The sequence below is a fragment of the Pseudoalteromonas sp. CO348 genome, from assembly GCF_004208845.1.
Classification (GTDB): domain Bacteria; phylum Pseudomonadota; class Gammaproteobacteria; order Enterobacterales; family Alteromonadaceae; genus Pseudoalteromonas; species Pseudoalteromonas maricaloris.
Map to the genome: position 1 here is coordinate 156797 of NZ_SGPI01000039.1, position 25493 is coordinate 182289.

The 25493-nt window shown below is 42.7% G+C and carries 25 protein-coding genes and 1 pseudogene; 15 read left to right on the forward strand and 11 right to left on the reverse strand.

Annotation, left to right across the window (positions count from 1 at the left end; all coding sequences use genetic code 11):
* The first annotated feature begins 17 nt into the window (after window positions 1–17).
* Entirely contained in the window at window positions 18–1235 is a 1218-nt protein-coding gene (locus EXT48_RS20510; RefSeq protein ID WP_130165586.1) for a BCCT family transporter, read from the forward strand.
* Window positions 1236–1247: 12 nt separating this feature from the next.
* Window positions 1248–1949 (forward strand): TorF family putative porin, encoded by a 702-nt coding sequence (locus EXT48_RS20515; RefSeq protein WP_130165587.1) that lies wholly within the window; start codon window positions 1248–1250, stop codon window positions 1947–1949.
* A gap of 216 nt (window positions 1950–2165) precedes the next feature.
* Here the strand turns inward: EXT48_RS20515 and EXT48_RS24105 are convergent.
* Window positions 2166–3089 (reverse strand): annotated as a pseudogene (locus EXT48_RS24105) (ISAs1 family transposase); the annotation flags it as partial.
* A gap of 337 nt (window positions 3090–3426) precedes the next feature.
* Here EXT48_RS24105 and EXT48_RS20535 point away from each other — a divergent pair.
* From EXT48_RS20535 to EXT48_RS20545, 3 genes are all read left to right on the forward strand, one after another.
* Entirely contained in the window at window positions 3427–4329 is a 903-nt protein-coding gene (locus EXT48_RS20535) for a hypothetical protein (RefSeq protein WP_130165591.1), read from the forward strand.
* A 340-nt stretch (window positions 4330–4669) separates the two neighbouring features.
* Window positions 4670–5053, forward strand: a complete 384-nt coding sequence (locus EXT48_RS20540; RefSeq protein WP_130165592.1) for a VOC family protein — start codon at window positions 4670–4672, stop codon at window positions 5051–5053.
* Between the two features lie 297 nt (window positions 5054–5350).
* Window positions 5351–5659: a cupin domain-containing protein gene (locus EXT48_RS20545; protein ID WP_039495367.1), complete on the forward strand. Its 309-nt coding sequence runs from the start codon at window positions 5351–5353 to the stop codon at window positions 5657–5659.
* Between the two features lie 272 nt (window positions 5660–5931).
* Here EXT48_RS20545 and EXT48_RS20550 read toward each other — a convergent pair whose 3' ends face one another.
* Window positions 5932–6867 (reverse strand): LysR family transcriptional regulator, encoded by a 936-nt coding sequence (locus EXT48_RS20550; RefSeq protein ID WP_130165593.1) that lies wholly within the window; start codon window positions 6865–6867, stop codon window positions 5932–5934.
* 122 nt (window positions 6868–6989) lie between these two features.
* Here EXT48_RS20550 and EXT48_RS20555 point away from each other — a divergent pair, with 122 nt between their 5' ends.
* Genes EXT48_RS20555 through EXT48_RS20565 form a run of 3 tightly spaced genes read left to right on the forward strand, consistent with a single transcriptional unit; the run spans window position 6990 to window position 10905 of the window.
* Window positions 6990–8984, forward strand: coding sequence for a ligand-gated channel protein (locus EXT48_RS20555; protein WP_130165594.1), 1995 nt, complete (start codon window positions 6990–6992; stop codon window positions 8982–8984).
* On the forward strand, window positions 8984–10075 hold the full coding sequence (locus tag EXT48_RS20560) for a PepSY-associated TM helix domain-containing protein (protein ID WP_130165595.1): 1092 nt from the start codon (window positions 8984–8986) through the stop codon (window positions 10073–10075). The genes EXT48_RS20555 and EXT48_RS20560 overlap by 1 nt, the downstream gene beginning before the upstream one ends.
* A 2-nt stretch (window positions 10076–10077) precedes the next feature.
* Window positions 10078–10905, forward strand: coding sequence for a DUF4198 domain-containing protein (locus EXT48_RS20565; RefSeq protein WP_130165596.1), 828 nt, complete (start codon window positions 10078–10080; stop codon window positions 10903–10905).
* A 132-nt stretch (window positions 10906–11037) separates the two neighbouring features.
* Here the strand turns inward: EXT48_RS20565 and EXT48_RS20570 are convergent, their stop codons facing one another.
* The 5 genes from EXT48_RS20570 to EXT48_RS20595 form a co-directional block, all read right to left on the reverse strand.
* Window positions 11038–12567 carry an ATP-binding cassette domain-containing protein gene (locus EXT48_RS20570; RefSeq protein WP_130165597.1) on the reverse strand — a complete coding sequence of 510 codons (1530 nt, stop codon included), beginning with the start codon at window positions 12565–12567 and terminating at the stop codon, window positions 11038–11040.
* Between the two features lie 580 nt (window positions 12568–13147).
* The gene (locus EXT48_RS20580; protein ID WP_130165598.1) at window positions 13148–13903 is read right to left on the reverse strand and encodes a DUF3307 domain-containing protein; all 756 of its coding nucleotides are present in this window, start codon (window positions 13901–13903) and stop codon (window positions 13148–13150) included.
* Window positions 13904–13941: 38 nt separating this feature from the next.
* Window positions 13942–14550: a hypothetical protein gene (locus EXT48_RS20585; RefSeq protein ID WP_130165599.1), complete on the reverse strand. Its 609-nt coding sequence runs from the start codon at window positions 14548–14550 to the stop codon at window positions 13942–13944.
* A gap of 245 nt (window positions 14551–14795) precedes the next feature.
* The gene (locus EXT48_RS20590; protein ID WP_130165600.1) at window positions 14796–15674 is read right to left on the reverse strand and encodes a PD40 domain-containing protein; all 879 of its coding nucleotides are present in this window, start codon (window positions 15672–15674) and stop codon (window positions 14796–14798) included.
* Window positions 15671–16507, reverse strand: a complete 837-nt coding sequence (locus tag EXT48_RS20595) for an alpha/beta hydrolase (RefSeq protein ID WP_130165601.1) — start codon at window positions 16505–16507, stop codon at window positions 15671–15673. The genes EXT48_RS20590 and EXT48_RS20595 overlap by 4 nt, the downstream gene beginning before the upstream one ends.
* Window positions 16508–16753: 246 nt before the next feature.
* Here EXT48_RS20595 and EXT48_RS20600 point away from each other — a divergent pair, with 246 nt between their 5' ends.
* Both EXT48_RS20600 and EXT48_RS20605 read left to right on the forward strand, forming a co-directional pair.
* Entirely contained in the window at window positions 16754–18889 is a 2136-nt protein-coding gene (locus EXT48_RS20600; protein ID WP_130165602.1) for a winged helix-turn-helix domain-containing protein, read from the forward strand.
* Between the two features lie 13 nt (window positions 18890–18902).
* Window positions 18903–19130 (forward strand): hypothetical protein, encoded by a 228-nt coding sequence (locus EXT48_RS20605; protein ID WP_130165603.1) that lies wholly within the window; start codon window positions 18903–18905, stop codon window positions 19128–19130.
* Window positions 19131–19246: 116 nt separating this feature from the next.
* On the opposite strand, the gene EXT48_RS20610 is transcribed toward EXT48_RS20605, so the two are convergent.
* The gene (locus tag EXT48_RS20610) at window positions 19247–21079 is read right to left on the reverse strand and encodes a S41 family peptidase (RefSeq protein ID WP_130165604.1); all 1833 of its coding nucleotides are present in this window, start codon (window positions 21077–21079) and stop codon (window positions 19247–19249) included.
* Window positions 21080–21372: 293 nt separating this feature from the next.
* On the opposite strand from EXT48_RS20610, the gene EXT48_RS20615 reads away from it, so the two are divergent.
* Genes EXT48_RS20615 through EXT48_RS20620 form a run of 3 tightly spaced genes read left to right on the forward strand, consistent with a single transcriptional unit; the run spans window position 21373 to window position 22473 of the window.
* Window positions 21373–21933: a hypothetical protein gene (locus EXT48_RS20615; protein ID WP_069023109.1), complete on the forward strand. Its 561-nt coding sequence runs from the start codon at window positions 21373–21375 to the stop codon at window positions 21931–21933.
* Window positions 21934–21944: 11 nt separating this feature from the next.
* Window positions 21945–22067 (forward strand): hypothetical protein, encoded by a 123-nt coding sequence (locus EXT48_RS24010; RefSeq protein WP_017216907.1) that lies wholly within the window; start codon window positions 21945–21947, stop codon window positions 22065–22067.
* A gap of 46 nt (window positions 22068–22113) precedes the next feature.
* Entirely contained in the window at window positions 22114–22473 is a 360-nt protein-coding gene (locus EXT48_RS20620; RefSeq protein ID WP_130165605.1) for a nuclear transport factor 2 family protein, read from the forward strand.
* A gap of 95 nt (window positions 22474–22568) precedes the next feature.
* Here the strand turns inward: EXT48_RS20620 and EXT48_RS20625 are convergent, their stop codons facing one another.
* The 3 genes from EXT48_RS20625 to EXT48_RS20635 form a co-directional block, all read right to left on the reverse strand.
* The gene (locus tag EXT48_RS20625; RefSeq protein WP_130165606.1) at window positions 22569–22943 is read right to left on the reverse strand and encodes a PH domain-containing protein; all 375 of its coding nucleotides are present in this window, start codon (window positions 22941–22943) and stop codon (window positions 22569–22571) included.
* A 146-nt stretch (window positions 22944–23089) separates the two neighbouring features.
* A complete protein-coding gene (locus EXT48_RS20630) occupies window positions 23090–23458 on the reverse strand; it encodes a nuclear transport factor 2 family protein (RefSeq protein WP_010605566.1) in 369 nt (122 codons plus the stop codon).
* 25 nt (window positions 23459–23483) lie between these two features.
* Window positions 23484–24119, reverse strand: a complete 636-nt coding sequence (locus EXT48_RS20635) for a glutathione S-transferase family protein (RefSeq protein ID WP_130165607.1) — start codon at window positions 24117–24119, stop codon at window positions 23484–23486.
* A gap of 112 nt (window positions 24120–24231) precedes the next feature.
* On the opposite strand from EXT48_RS20635, the gene EXT48_RS20640 reads away from it, so the two are divergent.
* Together EXT48_RS20640 and EXT48_RS20645 are read left to right on the forward strand one after the other, a co-directional pair.
* Window positions 24232–24591 carry a MerR family transcriptional regulator gene (locus tag EXT48_RS20640; protein ID WP_130127475.1) on the forward strand — a complete coding sequence of 120 codons (360 nt, stop codon included), beginning with the start codon at window positions 24232–24234 and terminating at the stop codon, window positions 24589–24591.
* A 327-nt stretch (window positions 24592–24918) separates the two neighbouring features.
* Window positions 24919–25491: an NAD(P)H-dependent oxidoreductase gene (locus EXT48_RS20645; protein ID WP_130165608.1), complete on the forward strand. Its 573-nt coding sequence runs from the start codon at window positions 24919–24921 to the stop codon at window positions 25489–25491.
* Window positions 25492–25493 lie beyond the last annotated feature (2 nt).

The window sequence follows — 25493 nt, forward strand, 5'->3', positions numbered from 1 at the left end:
ATTTTGGGAGGGTGACAATGACAGTATGGCTTAGTGCAGGCATCATTTTCACCCTATTGGCAATTGCCTTTATTTTATTGAAGTGGGGGAATTTACAGTGCGTTGGTGTTACACCGGTTAAAACGTTCACTTTTATTGCAATCTTATTTACTTCAGGCCTAGATGTTGGCCTGATCATGTTTCCGCTTACGGAGTTTGCGGGTTACGCAGACATAAAAGCAAGCCCAGAGTATGCATTTACTAATCCGCTGGCCATAGAGTTTGGCTTTTGGGGATTTTTAATCTGGGGGTTCTACTTTCTTACGTGCTTTTATTTCTGCGTAATAGAGCCCAAAGTGAAATTCTTTGAAATTCCTTGGGTTAAATTCATTAACAACCTAGTTATTATCGGTACTTGTGCATTTACCGCATTCTTATTGTTGTCTAACTTGCCTTGGTATTTACCAAGTTTAGGTGACGGTGAGTCGGTTATTCCTAGTTTCTATCTAATTGTGTTTGCGGCGATTGCTTTTGCGGTGTATTCAAGCACTAGTCTTAAGTACGTGCGTATTCTAAGTATCACGACGACTTGGGTCTTTATCGGTTTAATTGCCTTTATGTGGGCGTCAGCGTTTGTCTTTGGTGACAGTGCAATGTCGAGCTATACCAATAACTTGACGCTGATCGGCGGTTACTTTGCCAATTTAGATCAGTTTGTGTTACCACTGAATGACTATCACGAGTTCTATCTGTTTTGGTGGTTTGCGTGGAGCATCATGATTGGACAGTTCACATCGCGTTTTGTCGGTGGTTTGAAAACCTATCAAGTGCTAGCGGCGATGCTGGTTTTCCCGTCTATTCCAATCGCAGCGTGGTTTAGTGTGCTTTATCACTACCATGAGGCTGGGATCCCTACTGCGGGTATTAAAAACTTTGCAATGGTCTTTGTTGGCGTGGTGTTCGTGATTAACTCACTCGACTCTTTGATCCGCCTGTATACAGATAACCTTAACCTTACGGTTAGCCGTTTAGGAAAAAGAAACTATATTTTATTTAATATCGTGGCGTTATCACTGCTTACGCTGTTATTTAAACTAAACTTTTTACAGATCCAATGGGTTGGTGCGTTAGTTATAGGCTTGTTCTTCTCATGTTTTGGTTACATTGCTTATAGCAAATACAAAACCGTGAGCAAGATTGATAGCTCGCCAAAAGACAACCTTATCGACTTTAGAAAAATTGAATCAGTAAACTAGGGATACAACTACATGACAACTTTAAAGAAAACACTTTGTGCACTCCCACTTGTACTCGCGTCTAACTATGCGGCAGCAGACTGGTCTGCAACGCTTACAGGTGCATCTGACTATACCTTTAACGGTGTGAGTCAAACGCAAAATGATCCAGCTCTACAAGGCAGCATCGATAAAGCCTTTGCTAATGGCGTGTATGCTGGGAGCTGGGCGTCTAACGTCGATTTTGGTGATGACACGGATCTAGAGTGGGACTTTTATGTTGGCCGCTTTATCGAGCTGAACCAAAGTTGGAGCCTTGACTATGGTATTGCTTACTATTCTTATCATGGTGGTGACAACTCAAGCGATGGTAACTACCCAGAGATCTATACTAAGTTTGGTTACGCGAGTGAGTTTGGCCAAACTGAGTTTAATTTTTGGTATAGCTGGGACTATTTCGGAACCGAAGCGGGTCACACTATTGCGATGGTAGCACATACTTTTGAAATTGCAGAAGGTCATGCACTGCGAGCAAGCTTTGATATCTCCAATTCATTGGATGGTGATAAATATACGTGGGATGGTAACGATAAATCTTACAATCACTATCGCCTTGCTTACCAAACTGCATTTAAAGGGTTTGATATTGAAGTGGCGGCTGAAAACACGAGCTTAGATTGGGATACGGCTGATGAGCGTATCGTACTTTCTGTGTCGAGAACATTTGATTTGTAACTGCTAAGGTAAAAGAGCCACCTTCTAAAGAAGGTGGCTTTGCATTAGCCCCCTGAAAAAGGCGTTGTTCCTGTAGTTTTAACTACGCTTGCTCTTGCACCCAGGGCAAGAGCAAGAAAAAATTACTTGCTATTCAATACCTTTTCTAGATAGCACTCGGTTTTAGCTGTTTTGCGCGCAAACCTTTGTTAAAGGATGTCTCTTTCTTCAATAAATTCAGTGCAATATGCCTTACACCAGCAAACACTTCTGCTGCACCTTTTCGATGTATATGGCAGCCACCTTCATTCATTGCCACATCTAAACACCAATGAAGACTGTTCTCAATATGCCAATGCGCACGTGTGGTTTCGGCTAATCTCTGTGTACTCAAGTTTACTGAGCTGATTAAATACCGGTATGTTAATTCTCCTTGCTTTTGATTAACTCTTTGCGGTACGACACTATTATGCCTACGTTACGTAGAAGCGGCCAACTATGACTCGCCGGGAGTTGAGCCAAATCATGGCAGACAACAGCCGCTCTGAACTCTTCTCGACTTCGTTGGTAATGAGGCTATTTGGTGTGTTACTTCTGGTTGTAAGAGCCGTTTCACTCGTTCAAATAAGCTGCCCTGATTGGCTTTTAGTACCATCAAATAATCCGCTTCTTTTTCTATAATTTTCTTTGCTATTTCCTTTTGACAGCTCATTGCATCAATGGTCACTATGCAAGCTTTTAGCTCTAGTAACTCAGGGATAGCTGTGATTTCATTGGACTTTGAGTCGGTCTTACATTGATCTAACGTCACGCCATTTTCACAGGAAAATGGCGTGACAATGTGGATAGCATCTTTCTATCTGGCTGTTTAAATGAACCTTTTAGCTTTTTTCCATCAATGGCAACAACACTGCCGTCTGTTAGCTCACTAGAGCTTTGCATCCATTGAGAGAAACAGGCTTGAAACTGGGCCATATCGATGCCGCTTATTACCCGTGCAGTCCTTTCGTGTCGCGGCACGCCGTTATCTAACACTATAAATTTACGTAACCAAGTTAATTCGTCGTGGGCAAAACCTTCAATTTCCTCCCAATCTCGAGAACCTGCGATTACGGCACTGGTTGTTAGAAACTGAATATCGAATATTGGATGTTGCACTTGGCCTTGTTGGCGGGATCATCAATGGAAGAAAAGTGAAAGCAGTATAAGATCATAAATTTATGTCAAGGTAAAGTTCATGATCTTGCCCTGCCGCATACTGAAATAGGTGGTTTAGGGTCGAAAATAAAACTGCGCAGCTTATATTAATAGTCTAAGCTTCTTAAAATTAATATTCTCATATACTTACCAAGTTTTTATGGGATATATAATGCTAATTATTGCAATTTTTATTTTTTCTAATAAAGGTGTTGGTGTTTCCTTTATTTTTATTGGGTTTTGTGCTTTATTTTAGTTGCTAAATTAGTTTTAGCGTTCATAAATTTAAAGGACTTTTATTATGAAATGTTTTTATTATACAGTGTATATTTTAACTTTTTTATTTTCTGGTTATGTTTTTGCTACCGGAGCTATTTTTTGTAATGATTGTACAGATGCTCAACTTTCTAATGAGATGAAGAAGTATAGTCCTGATGATACTGGTATATATTATTATTATGGTATCGATCTAGTTAATGCTTCCGTTGCGGAGTACAGTGTAGAGGTTGTTGATTTAAATCTACAAGCGTATTCAGGTGAGTCTTTAATTGGAAAGATTGTTCAGAGGCACTCAGCTGCTCCTGCACATGTTAGAAATGCCGTCACTGCGGCGTCCAATGAAGTTGTTGCGAGAATTAACACTGGTTATACAATACCCAGAGGAGTGTTGGTGAGGCAGACTGGTAGCTTCAGATCTCAAGCGACTCAAATTGAGTATGATGGGAGTGCGAGTGGGTTTGTCGATAAATTTTGGTATGCTGATGCTGTAAATGACTACTTGGCTACTGAACATCCATTTACTTTCTATGGGAGCAGCTTTATCTCGACAGTAGGTGGAGTGATTAATGGAGCTTTGGCAGGAATCGAAATAAAAATTGTTTTTCCTGATAACAGCAGTGCTGTTTTAGTTGCTCCTAAAGTTTCTAGTCATGCGTTAAGGTTTTCATATAAAGAAGGAAGTGCGAAAGATGTAGATGGAATGCCTTTTTTGCGAGAACCTTCTGACTACGATAACAGAGAATTCCGTCATACTACTCAGGAAGCGTATCGTGATTTTGTTGAACGCATTCAAAGTCAAGGAGTAATATACATTGCTCCAGTTAATGGAGGGGGAGGTGGAAGTGGTTGTCGCAGAATTGCTACTACCGTGTGTGAAAGAAGGGTTGATGAATCAGTTTGTTGGAGTAGTATCGGCTGCTACTAATACCAAAAACTAGGGAATTAGAGAGGATTTTATGTTGGAATTGCTAAGAGATGGAACTATCACACCATTGCAGTTCACCATGGTATTGCATTTTTCACTACTGCTGCTAAATATATATTTGGCGAAGAAGAAAAACTTATATGCGCATTGGAAGGTCGTTGCATGCGCTGTTATACCGGCTGTTAATGTTGTAGCGCTTATCTATCTTGTATTTGTAAGGCGGAAGGAAGTCATACAGCACAATTAATACTGTAGGTTTTGATGCCTCGCTACTTAACTATATTTGGGGGAGCACATTAAACTGTGTGACCCCTCAATTTTATATATAAGTAAAAAACTTATGGATCTTAACCAAGTTACCCTGCCCGTTGATAATATGGATGCAGCTTGTCAATTCTATCGAACGCTAGGCTTTACTCAAATTGTTGATACACCTCACTATGCTCGATTTGAATGCCCTGAAGGTAATGCAACCTTCTCCTTGTCGTTAGAAACGCCTCCCATCAATAATGGTGCGGTTATTTACTTCGAGCATGAACAGTTAGATAAGTGGGTTTCTGAGCTTGAGGCCCGGGGGATCATATTTGAGCAACTGCCGACAGAGCAGCGCTATCTGTGGCGAGAAGCCATATTGTTTGACCCCGCAGGGAACAAGATCAAATTGTACTGGGCTGGTGAAAATCGACTGGATCCTCCTTGGCGTGTGGAACTTAAAGGATTTTAGTAAATTCATTCTTGTTTATTTAATGTTAAAATTTGTTTTACAAACATTGTTAAATTGTGTAACTTTAATGGTGACTGTACAACTGGGTAAGAAGTCTGAGTGGAGTCGCTTAAGTTAGGGGATTTTTCACCAATCGCCTGATGGATTGTTTTGAAAGATTGAGAACGACGTATTGAACATTTCTACAGATCAAGTTGTACCATTCTCCCAATTTGCCGTTACCAGATAAACGGATGTGCTGTTGCGGCAAATTATTTCTCTATCCTTGACTAATTGCTAGGCCCAAGTTTCAAACTTATGAACTTTCTAAAAGATATTCCAGCTGATGTAACCGAAGAAATTTTTGAAACGGTGCTGTCTCATCCAAATATTCGTATTGAACGGATAGTATCAAACGGTCATACCTCTCCAAGCTCTGGATATTACGACCAAGACGAAAACGAATGGGTACTGGTATTAAAGGGCTGTGGTGAGTTGACTTTTGATGATGGTAAAATAGTAACCTTAAAGGCGGGTGACAGTCTTAATATTCCCGCACATCAAAAGCATAAAGTAAGTTATACAGACACTTCTGAGCCAACTATATGGCTCGCCATTTTTTATTAACTAACCTGAGGTTTGGATAAGGAATGTTCCAACTCATTGTTTCTAAAAAATAACTTAGTTTTTTCCTTGTCTAGCCAGAGAGTTTTAGGGAAAACACCGCTTCCGCGTCCTGCTCTCGCTAAGGTACCTACATCCTGTAGGCAAGGCGAATTTACGCACCAATAGCTGGCTATTGGAAGTGAATTCAACGCAGTTAGCGCTAAAACTAGCTGCTAGAAAGGCATTAATTATCCGCAGCTCAGGTTAACTACCAAAGTTCAGCTGAGCGAAGCTTAGATAAAACTAAAGTCGCCAACAAACACTTGGTTGTCGTTGGAAACTTGGGTAAACCACTCTTTTAGGCTTTCAATGGCAGCGGTTGTTTTTGCCGCAACGGTATCGCGATGCGGCGTCACGGCGTAAACGCTATATTTTTGTAATGACCACTCTGAACATAGCCGTTTTAGCCTCCCTGATGAAAGGTGGTGCCTAATTTCTGGTTCAGGTAATACCCCATAGCCAATGCCATCTAGGGTGAGCTGAATACAAGCCTGCATATTATTCACCATAAAGCGCGCTGCCGGCAGCGCTATTCGCTGATGGGTTTGTTGGTGGCTCAAATGGTAAGGGTTTTGTTTACTACTCGAATGACCAATCAAGGCGTGAGGCGCTAAGCTGTCTGGGTGCGATATATTGAGTTGTGCCAGTGGATGATGGCAACTGACACAGGGGATTAGTTGCCAGTCAGCAAGGTGACGGGCAATCAGGTTTGAGTCCTGTAAAGGGCCTATACAGATAGCTAAGTCAACTCCCTCAGTAATGATGTCAATGGGTTCGTCTGTTAAGATCAAATCGACTTTTATTTGTGGAAACTGCTCACTCAAGTAGCGCAGTGGTTTACTGAGTAGCCCTCCTCCAAACCCGATGGGGGCAGAAATCTTCAATATACCAGAAGGCGTATGTTGTAATAACTCGAGTTCATGCTCCGCTTGCTTCGCAGTTTGCAGTATTTGTATCGCGGATTTGTAATAGATAGAGCCCGCTTCTGTGAGCGTGAGGTTACGAGTATTTCGATTAAATAAACTTAGGCCTATGTCTTGCTCTAATTTGCTGATCTGCTGGCTGACGGCCGAGGTGGTCATATGCAATAAGTCAGCGGCTTTACTCATACTGCCAGCTTCTACTGTTTTTGCGAACACTTGAAGTCCGCGAGTCAATTTCTGATTCATTGTTAAGACCTGCTTAAAATACCTTTAAGAAAAACCGCATTGCTCCAAAATACGCAATCATCATACCATTACAAATGAAAATAATTGTTATTTATCTTGTATTCTATCATGGAGGTTTCTCGATGTTGATGGCCTGTCGTAGTTTGGCGCCACTCTCTTTAGCTGTTGCAGCTGCCCTGCCTTTTTCCTCACTTGCACAAAGTGATGCAAAATCAGAAATAAAAGAAGAGGTGGAAGTGATCGTCGTATCCGCTTCTGGATTTGAGCAACTGCTAAAAAATGCGCCGGCGTCTGTTAGCGTTATCAATCAAGAAGCGCTACAGCAGCGCTTTTATCGAGACCTTACCGATGCCATGACAGATGTTCCCGGAGTTGTAGTAACTGGAGGCGGAGACAGGGAAGATATTAGCCTTCGCGGCATGGGCAGTCAGTACACGCTTATCTTAGTCGACGGGCAAAGACAAAGTTCGCGTGAGACTCGGCCAAATAGTGACGGCCCTGGTGTTGAAGGTGCATGGACGCCTCCTGTTGCTGCCATCGAACGTATCGAAGTTGTGCGCGGGCCTATGTCTTCGCTGTATGGCTCTGATGCAATTGGTGGTGTAATTAACATTATTACTAAAAAAACGCCTGACGAGTGGCATGGAGAAGTCAGAGTTGACGCAACCAGCCAAGAAAACAGTCGCTCAGGTGATATTTATCAGGCTAATTTCTTTGCCGCAGGCTCGCTAATCAAAGATACCTTAGGGGTACAAATTTACGGCCAAACTACGCACAGAGACGAAGACGAAATAGTGTCTGGCTTTAGAGGTCGCGATGCCGACACGCTGAAGGTAAAACTGGCCTATACACCATCAGATGAACACGAATGGTTATTGGATTATGGTATTGCTTCACAAACGCTTGATGCCACGCTAGGTAAAACGGTAGCAATGCTTGCGCCAGGTGAGCCGTGTGGCCGCAGAGGCTGTCCTGAGTCCACCACAACCGAATATGATAGTGAGTCAATCTCTTTGACGCATAACGGTTACTGGTCATTTGGTAGCTCTCGTAGTTACGTAAAACATGAAGAGTTTGACAATAAATCCCGTGAGATGACGGTCAAAAACGTAGATTTCCAGTCTCTTTGGACGTTACCGCTTGGCGAGTCTCATACTAGCTCAATCGGTGTTGCTTATCTCAATGAAGACTTGACCGACAAAACCAGTAACCGCATTAGTGATTTGCAGCAAGTCGACAACGATCAGTGGTCGGTATTTGCTGAGGATGAGTGGCGCATCGTTGAGCCATTTGCCCTGACTATGGGCCTACGCTACGACAAAGACGGTAACTTTGGCGGCCATGTTAGCCCGCGCTTATACGGTGTTTATACTGCATCAGATGCGGTGACCGTTAAAGGTGGGATCTCAACCGGCTTTAGAGCGCCGAACTTGCGTCAAAGCACGGCGGCGTGGGGCCAAGTGAGTCGTGGTGGTAATATTTATGGTAATCCAGACTTAAGCCCTGAAACCTCAATTAATTACGAGGTAGGCGTATACTTCGAGCTTGCTAAAGGGATCAGCACCTCAGCAACGGTATTCTATAACGAGTTTGACGATAAAATTTCACGGGTTTCATGCCCACTAACTCAATGTACGGACGGCCCTAACGAGTTTGGCTCGTTGCCGACAACTTATGTCAACGTTGATGAAGCCGTAACCCAAGGGGGTGAAATTAGCTTCTCGGGTCAATTGACTGAAAAACTGAAGCTTAGCGCAAACTATACCTACACAGATTCGGAGCAAAAAACCGGAGTATATGCTGGTAGTCCATTAAACCAGTTACCTAAACATTTGTTCCAAACGTCGCTTAATTATCAGTATTCGGATGAGCTAAACACGTGGTTACGTTTCCATTATCGTGGTGAAGAAAGCCAGCCTGTAACAGGGCCTTCGCAAAGTAGCTTAGTCGCACCTTCGTATAACCTAACTGATTTAGGTGCAAATTATCAGTTGAACGAAGCAATTAAGCTTGGATTTGGGATTTACAACCTCTTCGATGAAGAAATTACTGAAGCAGAATACGGCTACTTTGAAGATGGTCGTCGCTATTGGGCTTCATTGGCGTGGACCTTTTAATGACACGAGCTCGCTCAGCGGCTAAGTCGTCGAATCGGCGATTTAAAAAGCTGTTTGATTGGCGCACTTGGCATTGGATGAGTTCTGCCGTGTGTTTGGTGGGAATGCTGCTATTTGCCGTGACTGGGATCACCTTAAATCACGCAAGCCAGATAGAAGCTGAGCCGACTACATATGCTAAAGAAGCGGTGCTGCCAAGTGCTCTGTTGACCCAGCTTAACGCGGCGGCAGAGCAGGCAGCGCTGCCACACAGCTTTCAATCTTGGTATCAGTCACACACAGGCGCGGCGTTACCTGCACTACAGCAAGTGCAGTGGAGCGAGTACGAATTGTATGTTGCGCTACCGAGAGCTGGTGGCGATGGCTGGTTTAGCATCGCCCTTGATAGCGGTGAGTTTTATCAAGAGATCACGGATCGTGGTTGGGTATCATACCTTAACGATCTTCACAAAGGACGTAATACAGGATTTGCATGGCGTATGTTTATTGATGTGTTTTCAGTAGCTTGTGTAGTGTTTTCACTCACAGGGTTATGGCTTTTATACAAGCATTCTCGAGGAAGAAAGTCGACCTGGCCGCTCATCGCAGCAGGCTTTGTATTACCTGTTTTAGTGCTGATGGTACCCGCGCACGCTAAAGCTGATGAGGTTGAAATCACGATCCCGCGTTTAAACGTTGCGGAATATCATCCTCCTTATGTCGCAGTATGGCTGGCAGACAGCAAACAAAAGCGAGTTGCCGATATTGCCGTTTGGTATGACGTTAATATGGCGGATAAAGAAGGTGAAAAGTGGCTAAAAGACTTACGTCTTTGGTGGCGTAGAAGCGGTCGTAGCCTATCCATGCCTGTAGATGGCGTGACTGGTGCGACAAGGCGCCCAGGTACGGCAAAGATTGATTTAACCCCTTGGCGCGATGAATTTAAAGCCTTACCTGCGGGTGAATACACGCTGTTTGTGGAGGCTGCTCGTGAGCTTGGAGGTCGTGAAGTATTGAAACTGCCAGTGACCTTACCTATCACTGCGCCTGTCACTGTGATTGCAGAAGGTAAATCTGAACTCGCTACAACAATTTTAACAATGGAGCCTTAATCGTGAAAATTTCAACGTTAGTTTCTGGTGTCTTAGTTGCCTTAGCCGCATATAGCCCGTTAAGTGAAGCACACCGAGTATGGATAAAGCCAAGTACCACTGTGGTATCTGGTGACAGCGAATGGATCACGTTTGATGCTGCCATCGCCAATGGGATCTTTAACCCAGATCATTATGCTTATCCACTAGAACGTTTATCTGCACTGTCCCCTTCTGGTAGCAAGGTCGAGCTTAAGAACGCCGCAAAACTTAAGTATCGTAGTGTGTTTGACATTGAGCTCAATCAGCAAGGCACTTACAAAGTGTTTAACCAAAGTCGCTCGTTGGTGGCGCGCTGGACTGATGAAAACGGTGAAAAGCATTACTGGCCAGGACGCGGAAAAATTGGCTCAGTAGAAGCCTTTAACAAAGAAGTGCCAAAAACGGCAAAAGATTTAAGTGTGACCGACGTTGCAAGACGATTAGAGGTATTTGTAACTTTGGGCGCACCAAATAACACTGCGCTTAAGCCAACCGGCAAAGGGCTAGAACTAAACCCGGTTACTCACCCTAATGATTTGTACACCGGTGAACCAATTACCTTGCAGTATACGATGGATGGTGAACCTGCCAAGGGTGCAGAAGTGATAGTGGTACGTCAGGATGAAAAGTACCGTGACAACAGTCAACCAAACAAATATACAACGAATGCCAAAGGTGAAGTGACGCTAACGCTATCTGAGCCAGGCATGTATTGGTTTGAAGTGGAATATGAAGACGACAAAGCACAAGCACCCGCCACAAAACGTGCCGGCAGCTATGTCACGACCCTCGAGGTATTACCGCTTTAACCCATCGTCCCCATGTGGTTTGAGACGTGCAATCGTCTCAGCCCATTTAATTTAGTGGTCATAACAGAGACGCCACTAAGTGCCCAAAGGGGGAGGCGTTCCTTCCTCCCCCTTTTCTTCCTTCTATGACTATTAATCACGCAGCGGTAGAACTTTTATGTTGGTAAGCTGACTGCAAAAATACTCATTGTGAGAGACCAGTATAAATCCACAAGGAAGCTGATTAAGCATGGCAGCAAGTTCTTCTTGTGCTTCAAGGTCGAGGTGATTATCAGGCTCGTCAAGCAGTAAAAAGCCTTGCATTTGCACGGCCAGCACGATGGCCGCTTTCATTCTCTCGCCACCACTGAGACTCGTGATAGGTCCTGAAATCTTATCTAGACTCAGACCAACGCTTGCAAAGCTGGTGATGATATTATGATGTGGCGTGTCAAGTGAGCGCTCGGCAATATCTAAAACGCTATGGCCCTGTTCAAGCCAAGCGCAATGCTGATCTAAGTAAATACATGTTGTTGGGCGCTGGATTTCTCCGCGCCTTAACTCTAGCTTACCTGCAAGGGTTTTAAGCAAGGTCGATTTTCCGATGCCATTTTCTCCAATTACCCTGAGCTTTTGTGTTGTATCCGCAAAAAGGTTCAGTGTCTTTTCCGGTCCAAAGCACAGTTCGGCTTCACATAAGCGGATCTTTTCTTTTGCTCGAAAAGTTGAGTTAAAATGAAACTGCTGTTTGTCTTCTCGATAGTAAACTGCATTTTTCTTAACCCTATCTTGAGCTTGCTGAATTTTATGGGTTTGTCCGGCATGACGCTTACTCCCTCTGTCTGACTTAAAGTCAGTAACCAGTTTACTTTGGCTACCAGCACGCACTTGTGCTTTTCCTTTACTGGCTTGCCGTTGATGTTGCAGATCCGCTGCTATTATGGCTTGTTTAAGTGCTTTTTGTGCCGCGCGATTTGCCAAGTGTTGTTGTTTTTGTCGAGCTTGAGTTTGAAGTAGCGTTTCTCTATAGGCGTCAAATCCATGTGAGTGATGAGTTAGCTCCCCCTGTTTTATGTGCAGTATATGGTCGGCTGCGTCCAATAAAATAGGATCGTGTGTGATGGCAACCACACCATGTTTGTGGTGCTTTAGCTGCTCGGCTAGCCAGTGTTTATTGTTGCTGTCCATGTGATTGCTCGGCTCATCCAGTAATAGGATTGCAGGCTGAGATTGCAGTATCTCAATATAAACTCGCATTCGCTCTCCTGGACTAAGCCTTGTAAAGGGGGTTTCCAAAGTGAGTGCTAGCGGTGCAAGTGTTGCTTGCCAAGTTGATTCTAACTGCCAATCATCTGAGATTAAGTCAAAGTCGTGCTCAGAGGCTACCCCCTGATGGGCTCGCTGCAGTGCTACTAGCTTCTCTTCAAGTCCGAGTAGTTCAGAAACGGTGGTAAAGCGGTTAGTCGCATCTTGTGGGAGATAAAAGCATTTCCCATGACTTTGGCGCTCGCCCGAAGTTAGAGGCTGTTCACCGGATAGGGCTTTGAGTAAGTGTGATTTTCCTGCCCCATTTGGGCCTGTTATCGCAATAAATTGTCGCTCTATTGTTAAGTCGACATCGCAAAATAAACATTGACCATTTGCAAGCGTCAAGCTTGCTTGCTTTACCTGTATCCAAGGCATAATTACTGCTCCTAGTCGCAGCAGTGCAAAAGGCTAAAGGCTAAAGGCTAAAGGCACAAAGACTCGTAAAAGCCATAAACAGTAAAATAGAAAATGAGAGTCTATAGATTACTCTGAGAAGCCTCAACGATAACCATAAGCCTTGCACTGGAAATTAATAATAAGTTCGTCAGTTACAAAGGGCTTAGTTATTCATTGTGATGGCAACTCCTAATGAGGAAATAAAACGAATAGAGGCAAATAATTAGCGATAGATCGTGCCTACGTGTATTTTGCAGGCACAAGGGCCTGTTGATCTTTGCTGTTTGACTTTTGTTCTCCTGAGTGTGTTTTGGTCGCGACGCTCGACTTGCCGCCTAGTAATCTAGGCAAAAGTTGAGCAACAATGAACAAAGCGCACTCAGGTGAACCCAAAGGGCAGCGCTTGATTAGCATTTCTACTGTGTTATCGCCTGACTCACATAGAATAACTATGCTACGCAGGCTCTGCCTTGTATAAATACCAATCAAACTGCTGCAAAAACAAACTTGAAAGATACACAGGCCCTAGATTAAATGTCAAGGCGCGGAATTGATTAAATTACAATTGAATGGGCATAAATGGTTTGATTAAGGCGCCGACCACAAGGGCCAACAACACACTGACAAGCGTGCCCAACATCACGTATTCGGTGAGCTTTCTATCTTGGCTTTGGGTTAGATCGCCAAAGCGAAATACCGATTTAGCGGCGAGAATAAAGCCGATAGCAGCCCAGCTATCCAGTAACACGCAGCTCAGTAGTAATACACGTTCAAGTTGACCAATTAAACTTCCTGCTTGCGGCAGGCTATCAAGAGCTGAATTATTGAGTTGCCAACGCTCAAGCAGCATGCTGGTGAATATCGATGCAGGATGCAATACCATTAAATACCCCACAACCAGTATTAGCAGCTGGACATTGGCAAAAGGCTTGGCAAAGGTACTGAGGGCAATCTCAGGCTCTGCAATTTGCCAAGTGACGGCCACTAATATAGTGATATGTGCACATTGGTCTAGCACAAAAGGAATAACGCCTTTGCTAGAATAGGATTTAGCTAAGTCGATACAATAGTGGCTAATACCTACCGCTAGCGCAAAGAGCAGCGCATCCCACTGTACTCCCCAAAACAAAGTCGACTGCCAAAGTAGGATGATTGCAAGTGCAGCCCCGCCATGCGCGACACTATGCCACAACAACTTGATGGACTTATAGTGATGGGTATTTCTGTCATGCACCCAGCTCATGGGTTGGAGGTAAAAGTCAGTGATTGTGTGGCCTATTACTAACCACAATAACAATACTTGCCATTCGTTCATTAAGTCCACCTCGTGATATGTAAGTGTTGAGCATTCGACTATTGGTGCGAGCGTGCAATTGCTAAAAATTGATTTAATAAAGTGTAGTGTGCGCTATTGAGTAATTTAGTCACGTTCACCCGACTGGAGTTGAGTTGTTTTGCAATATCGGCATGGCTCAACTTAGGGTGTGAAATATGAATAAAAGCGGCCTCTGCTTGTTTTTGGGTTAAGTTCGAAAGTAATAAATCCACGAATGCAAGGTTTAATGCAAAGTGGGCATTGCTGTCATTGTTATACTTGAGTCTTGCTTGTCCAATTGCGTCCAACCCTCGGCCTGCAAGTACCAGCGCAGCACCTGTTGCGGTTGATAAATCTGCTGCTGTGATATTAACTTCACCGATCGCGAGGCTGAGTCTGGCATCGCTATGTCGGCTAATTAAAAACAACCGTAGCTGTAATGCTACATTGAACAGTTTCGTAGCATCTGGCAAAACAAGCTGAAAACCGTCGCCGCGGTAAAAACTATAATAGCCCTGCTCCGCAGTCGCGATTTCAGCTAAGTAATCCTTTAACTCGCTTTGCAGCCTTGTAAGTTGTAGTTGTGACAGCGATTGTGAGCCGACAATGTCTGCTGTGATCACCGCACCTTGAGGTATTGATGTCATAAAGGTAACTTAATTTGGTTACATTTAAGTAAGTAACTAATATTGGTTACATTTATTTTGGTCTGAAGCTGGATAAAAAGCAAGCAGTCGGTAAGGTTTGTTCGCTTTGGCAGTATTTTACCAAAGCGAACGCAGGTATGGAGGCAGACAAAGCTTCCGTATATGTGAGAAATAGGCATTTATCACATACGCTAAGGATTACATTATTGAAATATTTAAGGTTTTGTTTTTATTGATTTTTGTTTCTAATCATCATCAATGATTTTAGCGTCCACCCAATAGATGTCGACGTTGTTATTTGCTTTATCAACAGCACGGTTGAACAGCAGGTATTTGCCATCTGAGGTGACCGTTGCATAAGCATCCCACTTATCTGAATTAACGTTTTCCCCCATATTTATTGCAGGTCCCCATATTCCATCAGGTTGCTTAAAGCTGATATACAGATCGGAGTCACCAAAACCATCCTCACGTTCACTATCCCAAATTAAATAGCTTTCGTCTGGCGCTATGAAAGGGTGTGCTGATTTTTTCCCTGAGTTAATTTCACTGCTCAAGAGTACTGGCTCTTGGCGCATACCATCTTTTACTGTTGAAATTCTAACCGTATTTATTTGCTTGTAATTATCAAATACATAGGTTCCAGTTGCTGAAGCGGACAATCGCATTATCCCCCATTCAGGGCGGTCAAACATGACTCCCAAGCTGGTAAGTTCAGACCAATCATCACCTGCTCTGTCTTTGTATTTTTTTGCCATGTGCATGCGTTTACCATCTGGTGAAAAGCTTACCTCTCCGGCACGAGGAAACTCAGTGTATTTCACCCACTTATTATTGATTAGTCGAAAACCAATGACAGTTGGACGAAATCCAGTTTTATTTTCGGTGGTGTATACACCACGGTCTAAGGTGAAATAGAACTCTTTCATGTTTGGAGCAAATACGCCTTCTAGCTCCCATCCCGACTTAGAGATAATTCCAGGTGCGAAAGGTTCTGCTTTTAATCCAGGAGGTTTTTGTCCCATTAAAGGACCTTCCAGTATCGGGAATTCGTCTTGTGCCGAAGCCCGATGACTGAGAGAAGCAACAATCGTTAGTAAAAGAAACATCGGTGCTAATTTCATTGTTGACTACTCCCATAAATAGATTTTAACCAATTGATACTACGGATTACGGTTTCAGGGAAAGCGGTTTGATGTGTGCCATCGGGCATTGTCTTGTGCAGTGATAAGCTGTCACTTTGCGTGCTTTTTAGATAGTCGATAAATGCGTCGATTTGCGGTGCTAACTTATGTTCGTCTGTACCAACAGAGATAAACACTTTCCCTTTGAGTGGTTGTTTGGAGCTAGAGAGTGTTTTTAGCGCATCCAGTTGTCTAACAGATGGACTGCCTAACATATAGTTGTCAAAGGTATTTGCCTGGGTGAGCAGTATATAGGCGCCAAATAGTCCACCGAGAGAATAGCCAAAATAACTGCGACTATTGGACTTTACCGAGTAATTGCTTTCAACATACTTAATAACTTGATTACGAATAAAGGCCGCGTGGGCATTGGCTTGGCCAAATTGGTACTTGTGCTGTTGTTCACTGTTTTTTGACTTTGTAAAAGAATAATCAGCGTAACGGCTAACAAAAGGGCCTTCTTCTTGAAGCTGTGTGGTGTTGATATTTTTCCGCCAAGAGATACCAACGAGGATCACTTCATCGAACAAAAAGAAGGTTGCCGAAGACAATGCTTCGATATGCCATACCGCATCGGTAAAGTAGAGTACAGGATAGCTTTTATCTTTTGAGTATTCCTCAGGCAGCTTGATATAAAGTTCATATTGATGGCCGGTAGTGATATCTTTTAGTGGCACAACTTGTGTTCCGGGCATCGCATATTGCGGTACTTCACTGGCATGTAGCAAGCTACAGAATAGGAGTAATATCAGCATAAACAGCAAACGTTTCATCACACATTTCCTTCTTTCATGTTATTTTTAGACTAGTGAATAAGTATCTCGTACTGGCAACTTAGCAGCTGAGAACAAAAATGCATGACGTTTACATGATGTTGTGCTGAATTGTGACTTTTAAATAAAAAACTATTTCTATCAAGTGGTTATGTTGTTGAGTTTCGATTGCTTCAAGTTTATCCTTATACTGATAATTATAATAATTGGCGTGGTTAGTGCGTGCGCTAGGCACATTGGGGATTTATGGTAGAACAATATTGGGTTGGTGATTTTTTTGTAGATTTATCACGTAACCAGATTTCACACCAAGGTGAATGTCAAACGCTTGCACCAAAGGCCCTGGCAGTACTCACTTGCTTGGCTCAGAATCAAGGCAAAGTGATGAGCCTTGATACCTTGCTCGATACAGTATGGCCAGATACGGTGGTCTCTCCTAATACTTTGCAGCGTAGTATTGCGCAATTGAGAAAGGCGCTTGGGGATGATGGTAAGGTGCAAGGTTACATCCAAACGCATGCTAAAAAAGGGTATAGCTTAGAGTGTGAAGTACGTTGGGGAGGGCAAACGAACGAGCTGACGAATACTGAGCTGCAACTTGAGGTAATGCCAGTCCCTGAACCTGAAATGCAACAAGATAAACACCTCAATCAAAGTCAGAATAAAAACAAGCTCGGTCTTTATGTGTTTGTTTTACTTGCCTTCACTATTTTGCTTGGGGCTATCGGTTATCAATATTTTTCCATCAAAAAACCTTCACCACTGTTCTTTGATACTTTGCGCTCATTGACCGCAACTGACGATAAAGAATTTGATGCAAGCTATTCCCCAGATGGTCAATACATCGTTTTTCACCGCTATTTAGATAAGTTTTGCGATAATAAGATATGGGCAAAAAAGGCGGATACCCAGCAAGAGATCTTGCTCACAGAGCGCTTTGGAGCATACGGCAGGCATAGTTTCTCAAAAGATGGTGAGCAGTTACTGTTTTTGGCCACCGATGCTTGTAGCGAGCCCGTTACACAAAAGCGCTGCTACGACCTTGTAACACTCGATTTTACTAAAGCATTGAAAGGCCCTCAGCAGCCAAAAGTTATTCTCCAGTGTAAAAACTCAGTGGTTGATAAGCCTATCTGGCTGAACGATGGCAATGTGGTATTGAAGCAAAAACAAGGCGAGCGCTGGAAGCTGATCAATTACTCCATTGATGACGACAGCGGTGTCGATCTTTATACCGTAGAAGACGGGACGTTGATTGATTACGCTTATTCCCCTCAAGATGATTTAATCGCGGTCAGTAGTATTCATGCCGATGGCCTACATTATATTGATATGCTAAAACCCGACGGTGAGTTGATCTCTAGCCATCAGATCCAGCTGCCGCCGGAAATTACTAAATTTCACGATATCTACCCAAGTTTTGACCCACTCAACCAGCAATTGATTTTCAGTACCGGACGTCAGCTATTTAGTCTGACTTATGAAGGGCTTGTGAGTAAAATTCAATTGCCGTTTTCAGATCGAATGAGACAGCCTGAATTTCGTCCTGATGGCAAAAGTGTACTGATGATCAAAGGGCCTTACGACAGCGATATCGTCAAATTACCGCTGACACAGTTAGCACAAGGCGCTCAAACATACACCAGCTTTGCGCGAACCAACCTTGGTGAAGATTATGCTGTCTTTCAGCCAGATGGAGATTTAGTGGCATTTTGGTCAGAGCGCTCTGGTACTGAACAGGTGTGGTTAAGCGATGGCAATAACACGCGACAACTGACTAACTTCCCCTTAGATACTTTTGTTCGCGGGATCCACTGGGCTGAGGATGGCCAAAGCATATTGGTCAGTGCCAGTGGTGTACTGACGCGAATTGCTTTAGATGGCAGCTTGACATCTTACCCGCACGCCTACCCTGTTTTACGCTTATATCAATGGAAAAGTGCAAAACAACGTGCGCTAACACAGATTCGGGTAAAGGGAGAAATGAAGTTAGCTGCTTATGATTTTGCTCAACAATCGTTTCAAATATTGACGCAGCAACCTGTGCTGTGGGCACTTGAAAGTGAACACGGTAAAGTTGTGTATAAGGATAGACTTGATCAGTTTTGGCAAATAGGCGCTGTTGAGCCTCAGCGGATCAATGCACTAGACAATCAAGGCGGCAGAGGAAAATCTTTTGTAATGCGCGGCAATGGGATATATGGCGTCAATGAAGATAATCAACTTTGGTCCTATGATCTAGACAAAATGTCGTTTACCATACTCGGCGAAGTGCCTACCAGTGTCGACTATCTCACCGACATTAACGACAACGATGTACTGTTGATAAATCGAATATCGGCCAAGAAGGAAGTGGTAGAGCTTACGGTTGCTAATCAATAACTGGAGTATAAAAATGAGCAAATTAGCTCAATATCAGCGTTTTAGGCAAGAACTGGGGCAATTGCTCGCACAATACAAAGGCTATGGGTTTGTACTCGGTTTTTTGCTAAATCTGAGTATTTGGCATATTGCATCTCAGTTTGTTGCTGATCCCTTTGTCTCTAATTTTTGGAATCAAGTGTTTGTTTCCTTGCTCTTTTCTGCGGTTTTTTATCTGCGCTCAGAGCGTACGGTAAGTTGATGTGGCGCTAACTCCTCATTCTGAGTTAGTTCATAAAGTTTGGGTCCACTTAAAAGCTAATTACTTGTTGTCATAGCTTTTAAGTGGACCATTCAATTAAGTGAGCTGTTATAAGACTAAAGCTCTGATTTTAGAATATCAATGGCACGTTCTACTTGATTATCAGTACCATTGATAATGCTCTCTCTAGTTCTTGGCACTAAATAATCTGGCGCAATACCTGCGTTGATCAGAGGGTCACCATTATAGCGGCTTGATAGAGTATTGGTGTAATAAAGTTCAACACCTAAATTCCCCTCTCCTACTCCCCCGAAAAAAGGGATCCCAAATACTGTTCCGTTAATTCCTGATGTGTGTTCTCCTAATATGGGCAAGCCGCCACTGCGTGCAAATATTAACGCATGTTCCCCTTGGCTTTGGCTTCTCCTAGAGGAAAGTACAATGGCGGGTATCGAGAGTGGGTTGGCATCTCTATGAATTATTTGCTGAAATGACTGAGCCTTTTTATCTGCTTGATTTGGTGCTCCTTGCCATAGCACAGACAAAGTATCATTAATCGCATCTTGTTTGATAAACCAACTTAATACGCTTCGCCATCCGTCCCAGCTTTGTGGGTAATGGCGAAAGTCGATCACGACGGCTTGTGCATTTTTTAACGTTTCTTTTATCGCGTTCAGGTCATCTGGTGTAACGTTATAGATATTGAGTTTATATATATTGTCACCCAGATATTCAATGTTTGATGGTGAGTGAGGCACGTAGGGTGAGCTAACAAGAGGTTTTATTTCACTGGGTTCTATTGGCGTTATAGTTGCTTGATAAGTAGTGCCCGTTGACTTTTTAAGGGTAAAACTAAGCGGGATCTTTTCTGTAAAAAAGAACTGCTGTCTCGCAGTATGACTCAATCTTTGTAATTCACTTTTCAAAGAGTAAAGCGCTTTCCTTGAAAGGTATTCAATAATATCTTCACCATTGACGGTAAGTAGCTCATCTCCAACCTCAACGCCATTTGGGTCATCTTGTTGAGCGCTTGTAACAATCGCTTTGCCTTCTACTATCTCGTAATAAAAAGTACCATAATATGTATTGTTATTCGTAAGCATATTAGTCGTTTTGATTATGATGTGGTTGTCATTCAATTTTGTGAACTCGGTATTAATTAGTTGCAGCCTTTTATTTGGCTCTTCAATTAAGCATGCGGCTAGTAGTGGATTCAAACTTGCTGGCCAGTCGACATCAATCTGTTCAAAGTAAGGCCAGAAATGTTGAATGTTGGCCCACATTCCTGACACGGTAGCCATACATGTTTCAATATGCGCGAAGTTAGGTTCAACTTGCCATCGTCCTAATTCTGTATATGTGCCACCTGTGAGCTCTGTTTTAACTGGTAGGTAGAGTGGTAAGTAGAGGGAACTCTGATAAAAGTTGAGGGTTACAAACAGTTCGTTGGGCGCGAATTCTCTCTCTTGAAGCTCGTTAAACGTGCCTGCGGTAAGCAAACTCGTATAAGCACTTACGTTTGCCGGCGCATTTTGTATCCAAGTATATGTTTGCGTATCAGGGAGCAATTTTGGGATATGGTTTTGTTTTGTAACCAAGTAAGGCGCAATTTGCCTTATGAGTTCAATCCCCTTTTCTCTACGCTCTTTACTTGGTGTTTGGTTTAATTCGACAATGCTTTCCGCGATGAAAAGTGACCAATCTGATTCTCTTACCTCGGCCGATGGATAAAAATACTGAACGGCATGCGCTAATTTAACAAACTCAGAAACATCATCAATAAAGCTTTGGTCGAAGCTCATATCAGGAAGGGGTTTAGGTGATGATGGTAAAGGCGTATTTGTTGGAGGCTTGTTAGAGGTTATATCTGTTGGAGTTGTATCATTTGTGTCACTGCCACATGCCGTCAGTACAAAACATAAAATTATGCTAGTAAGTTGCTTTATCATTTTTATATCCTTATGCAATCTTTTAGGTACAAGTTAGCTGTTATTTGAACAGCTGTAAACTTTAAGGAGCAAATGGGTAAGTTTGAATTGGCAAACGTGTAACTAGATTGCCTAATTTTACTGTTATTAATTCAATGCATTTGCAGTGTTTAAATTCATTAAATAAAGCCAGTTGAAATTTGATAGCAGGAGCATGTTTATTGTGCGAGTAATCAATTAGGGGCAGAATCACTTTGACTAATTAAAGTGAGACGTATACCTTAAGGCTGTTGCTGAGATGGAGACGGGATTTAATGAAAGCAATTGAGGGTAAGGAAAATGCGGTCGATTTCATTGAAAACTATAAGTTTGACGATGCTGTACTGGAGTGGTTTGACTGGTATATAGAAACGCACTTGGAATATAAATTATCTGATGATGAGATCCAAGTGGTCGTTGAGGGTCTGAAAGACTATCTAATATTTGTGGTTATTTCGCCACAAGCAGTTGCTGCAGCAAGCAAGTTAGTGGATGAGTTATTCCATGCATTTATTTTGCATACAGAACTATACCAAGCATTTTGCAAAGGTGTTGGGCAGTTTATACACCATTATCCAATTAGAAAAAAAGTGGTTCTCGGGAATGAAACTCCACTAGAAAATATTGAATATAATGATCATTACCAATCTATAATAAGAACATACTGTCTGGCTTGTCAGGCATCAGATCTCGATCCGCTAACCACTAATCAAGTTCCCTACCTATTTAAAGTCGATTCAATATTGCCTGAAAAACACGCCGCCTTATTCGACATCAAGTTTTTTCAATCTGTACTGCCTAAGTTAGGTGTACATAACTTTATAATTCAAGAGTAAAGGAGATAGTCATGTCATATTTAAAAAATCGTGCTAAGCGTAATGAAGCTGCCCATTCACAAGTTGAGATTGAGCTGACGAAACCCAAAAAGTTTGTAGATGTATGCCTAGCAGGTGTTTGGCCTCGCAAGTAAGTAGCCCAGAAGCAAAGCCGGTTTATGCTGGCTTTTTGGAAAGAGTATGCTGGATAAAATTGAAGCTTTAGAGCGAGCGTTACATTCGCCAGAGCTACGAAAAAATATTAATCTGATCTCGGACTACATCCATGATGAGTTTTCAGAAAGTGGACTATTTTGCGATGGTATGACGAAAGATGACATTATTGAAGGCTTGAAGAGTGAAGATCTCAGCGAGCATAAAATAATTAGCGAGGATTATAAGTTAGTTGAGCAGAGTCCCAATAAGGTTGTGATTGAGTACGTCTCCGCACTGGAAAATACCTTGGGTGAGAGGTCGTATGACGCACTAAGGCAGTCTATTTGGTATTTATGTAGCGATGAAAAATGGCGGTTGATAGGTCACTCTGCAAATTTGTTATAGCGCCAAGCCTGCAATCTATTGATAAAAGAGTGGACAAAGAAGAGCTAGGTAGAAGCACGCATCCTGCGTGCCTATTCAAAGTTAACTGGGCGTGGCTATAAGCAATATTGTGAGATGATCTTATACACTTGGTTGATATTGTCGCCTGCTTTAAATTCTTTACTAATCGGCGTTGGATCTGAGCCAATCCAGATTTTTAATTCCGCATCAAGGTCGAAGTGACCCGCAGATTCTTTGCTGTACTTTGTGATTTTGCTATATGGGATACTGAGCATTTCTACTTTATTGCCCGTCATGCCTTGCTTGTCGATTAAAATTAGGCGTTTGTTGGTAAAAATAAATAAGTCGCGGATCACCTTGTAAGCTTGTGCAACCTCTTCTCCAGCAATTAGCGTATCTGCTAATAACTTATCTACTTCGCTACTGTCTACTTCACTTGCATTTCCGAGTAGACCACTTAATAGTCCCATTGTTGTTCTCCGTTTTATTTCAATTCGTCTTAGACTGATCGTAAGATAGTGCTTAGGTCGAAATGAATTAATGATGAAAGTGCAAAACCAGCATAGAAAAGCGCGCTGATTTTGCCAAGTTAATAACCTGAGTTTGGAGTAAGGAGTTAGCTTATATCTCTTATCAAACAAATTTTTCCATCGCGAAATGCAAACTCTGAGCGGCCCTGCAAGGAGATGCTTTGTCCTGCTTTCATGCCATTGGCTAAGTCTTGGGCTAATTTAGCTTTGTAGGTCACATGAACAATAAACAGATCATTGTCTTGCGTGGCAGCGGTTAAAGATTGATTGCGTTCTGAAAATAACTTAGCAGACTGATTTGCTAATTCTGCAAATTCCATTTTACTGGTTGTACGCGTTGTAATTTCACCATTGGCAAGATTCTCAAACACGACATCATCCGTGAGCTGAGCTAGCATTCCCGGAATATCAAAATGATTGTAGGCAGAGATATAGTTTTTCACTAAGGTTTCCATTTTTTCCTCCTTGGTGTAATGGATGCTAATAAAAATTTAGATCGGTTTGTTCAATTTCGCACACTCTTTTTACCACTTTTTGCTGTGCCATCATTCGCATAAATCGGCCCAAATGTGCATAGTCTTTTGGCGCAGTATTAAACCCACTTGCCCAATGGGCCAGCATAAATAAATAATAATCACAAAGCGTGAGATGTTCACCAACTAAGTAGGTGTTTGTTGCTAACTGCTTGTCGATAAGTGCAAACATGTCGCTGACTCGTTGCTCAGCGGCTTGAAACATGGTCTTGCTGCTCTCTGGTGACAGCTGATATTTTTCAGGATAGAAATACAACATGAGTTCTGGCTGAACCGTCGTGGTTAAATAAAAAAGCCACTGATAAAACGTGGCTCTCTGTGGGGTTGCTGGTGCTGGGATAAGTTTTCCTTCAGGGTGCTTTTCGCATAAATGCAAACAAATTGCTGCACTCTCGAAGATGATTTGGTCACCGTCGACCAATGTCGGGATCCGCCCTGTTGGATTGAGTTCTAAATAGGTCGCAGACTTTTGTTGTTGCGTTTTTCTATCGATCAAGAGCAGTTCTTTTTCTAGTTGTAGGTGCTCAAGTACGAGATGTGGTGCCCAACTGGCATTACGAGGGTAGTAAAACAACTGATACATCTTTTGCTATTCCTTGACGATACTTTTTGTTAGCGTGCAATTGGTATTAGATGGTTGCAACTTTTATGGAGGCTGTAAACCGTTATTTTGCTTTTAGCTGGGAGAATCAAAAATGTATATTGGCAAGCTGTCGAAGCAAACTGGGCTGTCAGTCAAGGCCATTCGCTTTTATGAAGAGAAAGGGCTTATTCCTACCCCGGAGCGTGTTGGTAAATATCGCGTCTATTCTCAAGTAGATGTCGATCTGCTGTTATTAATAAAAGAAGCAAAATCGCTCGGCGTGTCGATTAAGCAATTACAGCAGGTGATTGAAATTAAAGGGCGGCAAGTCAACTGGGTAGAAATCAACACATTTTTAGTCGAACTCAAAGTATCTTTCATAGAGCAAGTTGCGCAGCTTCAGCAAAAAATACGGCGTATTGAACATTGCATCGCATCGCTCGATGAATGTCCACAGATAAAACTATCCTAACCTGAGGTTTGGATAAGGAATGTTCCAACTCATTGTTGCTAAAGCACAACTTAGTTTTTTCCTTGTCTAGCCAGCAAGATTTAGGGAAAACACCGCTTCCGCGTCCTGCTCTCGCTAAGGTACCTACATCCTGTAGGCAAGGCGAATTTACGCACCAATAGCTGGCTATTGGAAGTGAATTCAACACAGTTAGCGCTAAAACTGGCTGCTAGAAAGGCATTAATTATCCGCAGCTCAGGTTATCCTAGTCTCAGGTAGAGTAACTTGACTCTCCCGTTAAGGGGAGGCAGTACACTCGTTTCTCAGTCATGTGATAAGGAAACGACGATGAAAAAAATACTGCTACTAAACGGTAACCCCAAAACCAAAAGCTTGTGCCACGCTATCACCACAAGTTATGAGCGAGCAGCAAGCACCCAACATCAAGTACGTAGAATGGATCTTAGTGAGATGCACTTTGAAATCAATTTGATGTATGGTTATGAAGCGAGCCAACCATTAGAGCCATGCCTCAAGCAATTCCAAGAGAACTTACTGTGGGCGCAGCACATTGTGATAGTAAGCCCAATTTGGTGGTTGGCGTTACCTGCCAAGCTCAAAGGGCTAATAGATAGAGCATTACTTCCAGGCTTTGCTTTTAAATACAGTGAGACCGGCACTGAAATTGAAAAGCTTCTACCGCATAAAACCGCAAGAATCATTCTCACCTCAGACACGCCGCAAACTTATTTGCAAGAAGTTGCTGCTGGGCTTATGGCTCAGCTAGAACATGGGACATTGGGATTTTGTGGTATAGAGCCAACTCAACATACGCTATTTGGCCCTGCGCACTTAGCAACTCCTGAGGTAATTGATAACTGGCTGAGTGAAGTGACAAGCCTAGCCGTGCGGGGTGAGTGAAT

Excerpts from the sequence above, each read along its gene's own strand:
- EXT48_RS20640 (WP_130127475.1), top strand. The coding sequence starts at position 24,232 with ATGTATATTGGCAAGCTGTCGAAGCAAACTGGGCTGTCAGTCAAGGCC.
- EXT48_RS20585 (WP_130165599.1), bottom strand. The coding sequence starts at position 14,550 with ATGACATCAATACCTCAAGGTGCGGTGATCACAGCAGACATTGTCGGC.
- EXT48_RS20535 (WP_130165591.1), top strand. The coding sequence starts at position 3,427 with ATGAAATGTTTTTATTATACAGTGTATATTTTAACTTTTTTATTTTCT.
- EXT48_RS20560 (WP_130165595.1), top strand. The coding sequence starts at position 8,984 with ATGACACGAGCTCGCTCAGCGGCTAAGTCGTCGAATCGGCGATTTAAA.
- EXT48_RS20590 (WP_130165600.1), bottom strand. The coding sequence starts at position 15,674 with ATGAAATTAGCACCGATGTTTCTTTTACTAACGATTGTTGCTTCTCTC.
- EXT48_RS20620 (WP_130165605.1), top strand. The coding sequence starts at position 22,114 with ATGCTGGATAAAATTGAAGCTTTAGAGCGAGCGTTACATTCGCCAGAG.
- EXT48_RS20515 (WP_130165587.1), top strand. The coding sequence starts at position 1,248 with ATGACAACTTTAAAGAAAACACTTTGTGCACTCCCACTTGTACTCGCG.
- EXT48_RS20545 (WP_039495367.1), top strand. The coding sequence starts at position 5,351 with ATGAACTTTCTAAAAGATATTCCAGCTGATGTAACCGAAGAAATTTTT.
- EXT48_RS20570 (WP_130165597.1), bottom strand. The coding sequence starts at position 12,567 with ATGCCTTGGATACAGGTAAAGCAAGCAAGCTTGACGCTTGCAAATGGT.
- EXT48_RS20605 (WP_130165603.1), top strand. The coding sequence starts at position 18,903 with ATGAGCAAATTAGCTCAATATCAGCGTTTTAGGCAAGAACTGGGGCAA.
- EXT48_RS20635 (WP_130165607.1), bottom strand. The coding sequence starts at position 24,119 with ATGTATCAGTTGTTTTACTACCCTCGTAATGCCAGTTGGGCACCACAT.
- EXT48_RS20540 (WP_130165592.1), top strand. The coding sequence starts at position 4,670 with ATGGATCTTAACCAAGTTACCCTGCCCGTTGATAATATGGATGCAGCT.
- EXT48_RS24010 (WP_017216907.1), top strand. The coding sequence starts at position 21,945 with ATGTCATATTTAAAAAATCGTGCTAAGCGTAATGAAGCTGCCCATTCA.
- EXT48_RS20625 (WP_130165606.1), bottom strand. The coding sequence starts at position 22,943 with ATGGGACTATTAAGTGGTCTACTCGGAAATGCAAGTGAAGTAGACAGT.
- EXT48_RS20595 (WP_130165601.1), bottom strand. The coding sequence starts at position 16,507 with ATGAAACGTTTGCTGTTTATGCTGATATTACTCCTATTCTGTAGCTTG.
- EXT48_RS20580 (WP_130165598.1), bottom strand. The coding sequence starts at position 13,903 with ATGAACGAATGGCAAGTATTGTTATTGTGGTTAGTAATAGGCCACACA.
- EXT48_RS20630 (WP_010605566.1), bottom strand. The coding sequence starts at position 23,458 with ATGGAAACCTTAGTGAAAAACTATATCTCTGCCTACAATCATTTTGAT.
- EXT48_RS20615 (WP_069023109.1), top strand. The coding sequence starts at position 21,373 with ATGAAAGCAATTGAGGGTAAGGAAAATGCGGTCGATTTCATTGAAAAC.
- EXT48_RS20550 (WP_130165593.1), bottom strand. The coding sequence starts at position 6,867 with ATGAATCAGAAATTGACTCGCGGACTTCAAGTGTTCGCAAAAACAGTA.
- EXT48_RS20610 (WP_130165604.1), bottom strand. The coding sequence starts at position 21,079 with ATGATAAAGCAACTTACTAGCATAATTTTATGTTTTGTACTGACGGCA.
- EXT48_RS20555 (WP_130165594.1), top strand. The coding sequence starts at position 6,990 with ATGTTGATGGCCTGTCGTAGTTTGGCGCCACTCTCTTTAGCTGTTGCA.
- EXT48_RS20600 (WP_130165602.1), top strand. The coding sequence starts at position 16,754 with ATGGTAGAACAATATTGGGTTGGTGATTTTTTTGTAGATTTATCACGT.
- EXT48_RS20645 (WP_130165608.1), top strand. The coding sequence starts at position 24,919 with ATGAAAAAAATACTGCTACTAAACGGTAACCCCAAAACCAAAAGCTTG.
- EXT48_RS20510 (WP_130165586.1), top strand. The coding sequence starts at position 18 with ATGACAGTATGGCTTAGTGCAGGCATCATTTTCACCCTATTGGCAATT.